Annotated in this window: 8 protein-coding genes; all 8 read right to left on the reverse strand. The window is 62.3% G+C overall.

Translation table 11 applies throughout. The features are described 5' to 3' along the window. Nucleotides 1-138: 138 nt before the first annotated feature. Nucleotides 139-462, reverse strand: a complete 324-nt coding sequence (locus tag AC1DT2_RS18645; protein ID WP_213949791.1) for a hypothetical protein — start codon at nucleotides 460-462, stop codon at nucleotides 139-141. Nucleotides 463-466: 4 nt separating this feature from the next. After that, a complete protein-coding gene (locus AC1DT2_RS18650) occupies nucleotides 467-880 on the reverse strand; it encodes a hypothetical protein (RefSeq protein WP_477297965.1) in 414 nt (137 codons plus the stop codon). A gap of 12 nt (nucleotides 881-892) precedes the next feature. After that, nucleotides 893-1,081, reverse strand: coding sequence for a hypothetical protein (locus tag AC1DT2_RS18655; RefSeq protein ID WP_477297967.1), 189 nt, complete (start codon nucleotides 1,079-1,081; stop codon nucleotides 893-895). Then, nucleotides 1,078-1,392 carry a hypothetical protein gene (locus AC1DT2_RS18660; protein WP_477297968.1) on the reverse strand — a complete coding sequence of 105 codons (315 nt, stop codon included), beginning with the start codon at nucleotides 1,390-1,392 and terminating at the stop codon, nucleotides 1,078-1,080. Before AC1DT2_RS18660 ends, AC1DT2_RS18655 begins: the two co-directional genes overlap by 4 nt. A gap of 9 nt (nucleotides 1,393-1,401) precedes the next feature. After that, nucleotides 1,402-1,662 carry a hypothetical protein gene (locus AC1DT2_RS18665; RefSeq protein WP_063572702.1) on the reverse strand — a complete coding sequence of 87 codons (261 nt, stop codon included), beginning with the start codon at nucleotides 1,660-1,662 and terminating at the stop codon, nucleotides 1,402-1,404. 62 nt (nucleotides 1,663-1,724) lie between these two features. After that, complete coding sequence (locus tag AC1DT2_RS18670; protein WP_063572703.1) at nucleotides 1,725-2,339, reverse strand: DUF2589 domain-containing protein; 615 nt, start codon at nucleotides 2,337-2,339, stop codon at nucleotides 1,725-1,727. 69 nt (nucleotides 2,340-2,408) lie between these two features. Then, complete coding sequence (locus tag AC1DT2_RS18675; RefSeq protein ID WP_082879166.1) at nucleotides 2,409-2,939, reverse strand: DUF2589 domain-containing protein; 531 nt, start codon at nucleotides 2,937-2,939, stop codon at nucleotides 2,409-2,411. 15 nt (nucleotides 2,940-2,954) lie between these two features. Further along, nucleotides 2,955-3,317 (reverse strand): putative peptidoglycan-binding domain-containing protein (locus tag AC1DT2_RS18680; RefSeq protein WP_477297970.1); only part of this gene is annotated, 363 nt, incomplete at its 5' end.

The following is a 3,317-nucleotide window of genomic DNA, read 5'->3' on the forward strand; positions in this document are numbered from 1 at the left end:
CGTTGACGACCGCTCCGCACGCCAGAAGTGTCATGCAGAGTCGCTCCAGGCGCGGCTGCGTCGCGTCGGTCACCTGCCACAGCGCGGCGGCGGCGATCAGGGACGAGCAGACGAGATTGAACCACGTCATTATCATGATCATTTATCGGTACCTCGAAGAAAGCGTCCTAAGACGCGCTTGGTTACCTTCTCGACATGCGCTTCGATCACACCCTGCACGATCGCCGTGAGGTTCAGACCGAAACAGCCGATAAGAATCGCGACGGCCGCCTGAACTTCAGGGTCGTAATCGCTCACGTACCGCTTGCCGATCGCAGGCGCCAGGAAGACGGCGAGCACCGTGCCGCATATGACCCTGACGACAGCGCGGCCTCGCGAGCTATCCGATAACGCGACGGGAATCACCGCTCCGCCGACAGCGGCCAGGAGCAGCCATAAGCGATCGATCAGGGTGGGGTCCATGACGCTACTCCTTCGCGCTGTTGGCTCGCCGGAGGACACCGGCCCAGCGCGACTCCGCACGCTGGAACGCCATGGCGATCGATCCCGGAGCAGGTGTATCGACCATCAGTTCGCCCGGATACAGGCGCGCGCAAAAGCCGCCGCCGTTCGTCGATGGATGAAAGCGATAGAAGCTGCTGCCATCGACATCGCGAAGATGGTCCGCGACGATCTTGCAGTTGGCGGGCTCGCCAAATTGCAGGGACGCGCGCTGTGCATGGATGGTCGCGTCGAGACGGACGGTATTCTGGATCGACGCGGCGACGACGCCGCGCCAGCTGCCGTCGTGCGAAGGCGCGTCTTCCGCGGCGCACGGTGAGGCCAACAGACCCAGCGTCAACGCAGGCAGGAGGGATGACAGCAGGACAGTACGTAACATGGACATCTCCGGTCAGGAAGCAACAAGAAGGAAAACGAACGTCGCGATGCGTGCTGACGTGAACACGATGGCACCGCGCGCGAGCACCAGCCATCGGCTCGGYCTGCGGGGCGGCAGCTCGAGGTAAGTCAGCAAAATCGTCTCCCACTCGGCGGAGACGTGAAGTTCGCTGAGTGAACGGGGAAGACGTCCCGTGCTCATGCACCACCTCGAGGGACGATGAGACGGCCGTCGATCTCCACGCAGGGTTGCCAGTCCGAGGCGGCGAGGCAGACGAGCCTCAACTGATGCACAGGGCGACGATCCAGCCAGGCAAAGCGCGGTCGGCCGAGCTGCATGACCAGTTCGCGCCGGCGACGCGCGACACGGCGATACCGCAGGCGGAAGTCGAAGGCCATGGATAGTTCGGCGAGGCGAGGCCCGGGATGGGCACGTCGTTTGAGGGAATGATCGGCGTCACGCAGCGCACGGGTGACGGCGTCAAGAAGCTGGTCGAGCGAGGTATGAGCCATGATCTGCTCCTACGCTGCCGGCAGCCAGGCGGGTTTTCGCGGAAAGCCGACGTGATAGCAGATCCACTGCAGGACCACCTGATGCTCGCCGATCTGGAGAACCTTGAAGCTCTTCTCCATGCCGATGATGCAACCCTTCGGCGACTCGTTGAAGCATCGATTGAGCATGTCGTTGGCTTCGGCGACCTGCTGCTCCGAACGCATCTGGTTCGGGTCGTCGGTGCCGACAACGATGCGCTTGACGAACTTGACTTCCGTGAGATCGAACATGGTTTCACTCCTTGAAAACCGCGGCACCCTGGGGAGGGGCATTGGGGTGCCGCGGCCATCCGTTACGCCGCTGCTGCGGTCGGCACGGCCGTGACCTTACGCGGGGCACACGCGGACTGCATGATGTCCATGACGCGGGCAAGGCCTTCGGGCATGCCCTTGTCTTCGGCATGAATGGCGACGTGATACCTCGCGGAGTTGTCGGACTGGCGGGTGTTCTCCTTGGCCGAAGCGACCGAGCCGGCCACCTTGACGTTTGCCCTGAACAAGCCGAACTTCATCGACATGTTCGCGTCGTAAGCGTGCGAGCTGTTGCTCGATTCCTTCTCGGTAATCGCCGACTTCACTTCCATGTCGAAGGTGATATCGACCGTACTGATCGCGAGGTTCGGGACCTTGACGATGGAGAGCAGCGGGACGTCGATCTCGACCTCTTCATCGGAGATGCTGCCGTCGGGATTCTCGACGGGACGCTTGAACTTGAACGATGCCGTGCGGGTGTCACCGATGCCGTCCGCGCTGTCGGCGTCGGGCAGGAAGCCGACAACCTTGATGAAGTCGGCGGTGGCCTGGGCCAGTTTGATCTGGCCATCGCATGCCGCGCTGAGCGGTGCACCGATGAGATCGCCCATCGGAAGACCCTGGAACTGGCTGGACATACTCACGAGTTCTGCCATGTCGTAACTCCTTTACTGTTGGCAAGACACGACGCACGGAATGCGCGGCGTGGTTCGACCGGTATCGCCTCAGCTCTCCGGCCTGAACGTCTGGAAGACCCCTTGGGTCTGCGCTAAATGGGTCATGAGACGGGCCATCCCGTCACTGGGTTCGCTACCTTCCACGCGCATCACGACGTGAACCGAGCCGGCCTTGCGGCCGCCGCTGGCGGCGGTCGTGTCCAGCTGAAGCACCGGACGTGTCGCTTCGCGAGGCACTTCCCAACCGGGTCGTGCCTCCGCTGGTGCTGTTGCAGCGGGAGAAGCCGTCGGCTCGACGAGATGACCGAGGTCGGCGTCGAAACTGATCTCGACGTCCTTGATCCGCAGAAGGTTCGTCGAGACCAGGGGAAGCAGCGGCGCCCTGTACAGGTCTTCGTCCTCGACCGTCGCACCCGGCTGCATGGATGGCATCCGAATGACAACGCTTTTCGGGCGATTGTCCTCGTCGAAGTACTCACTGAGGTAGGCCATCTGGCGCCGCTCGATGCGATCCTGCGCATCGATCACGGCACCGGCCATCGCCTCGATGAGACCGGGAAGCGGTGTATCTGCAGCCACGTATCATGTCCTTCTTCAAGGCGAAATGTAGACAAAGGATTCAGTGCGTCGAAGCCATCCGGCAAGGAAGCACTGCAACGAAGGGCGTCGCTTCGCCAGGCCGCGGTAGTAGTCCATGCGTTGCGTCTTGAATGCGGCATGTACCTGGGCGGTATCGCAGGCATTGACCACACGCAGGCTGCGCGGTCCGATCATTCCGTCGATGACCAGCACGGGTCGCTTGGCGCGTTCGTTGAGCACCCTCTGCAGCAAACGCGACGACGCGACACCCGCGTTGACCTGGAAGTCACACACCAGGCTGGCCAGGGATTGAGAGGCGATGTCGTCACCGCGAATGGCATCCCAGTAGAGCGCTTTGTAGATAATGCCGACCTGCTC

Source organism: Luteibacter sp. P4_E6 (assembly GCF_056401535.1).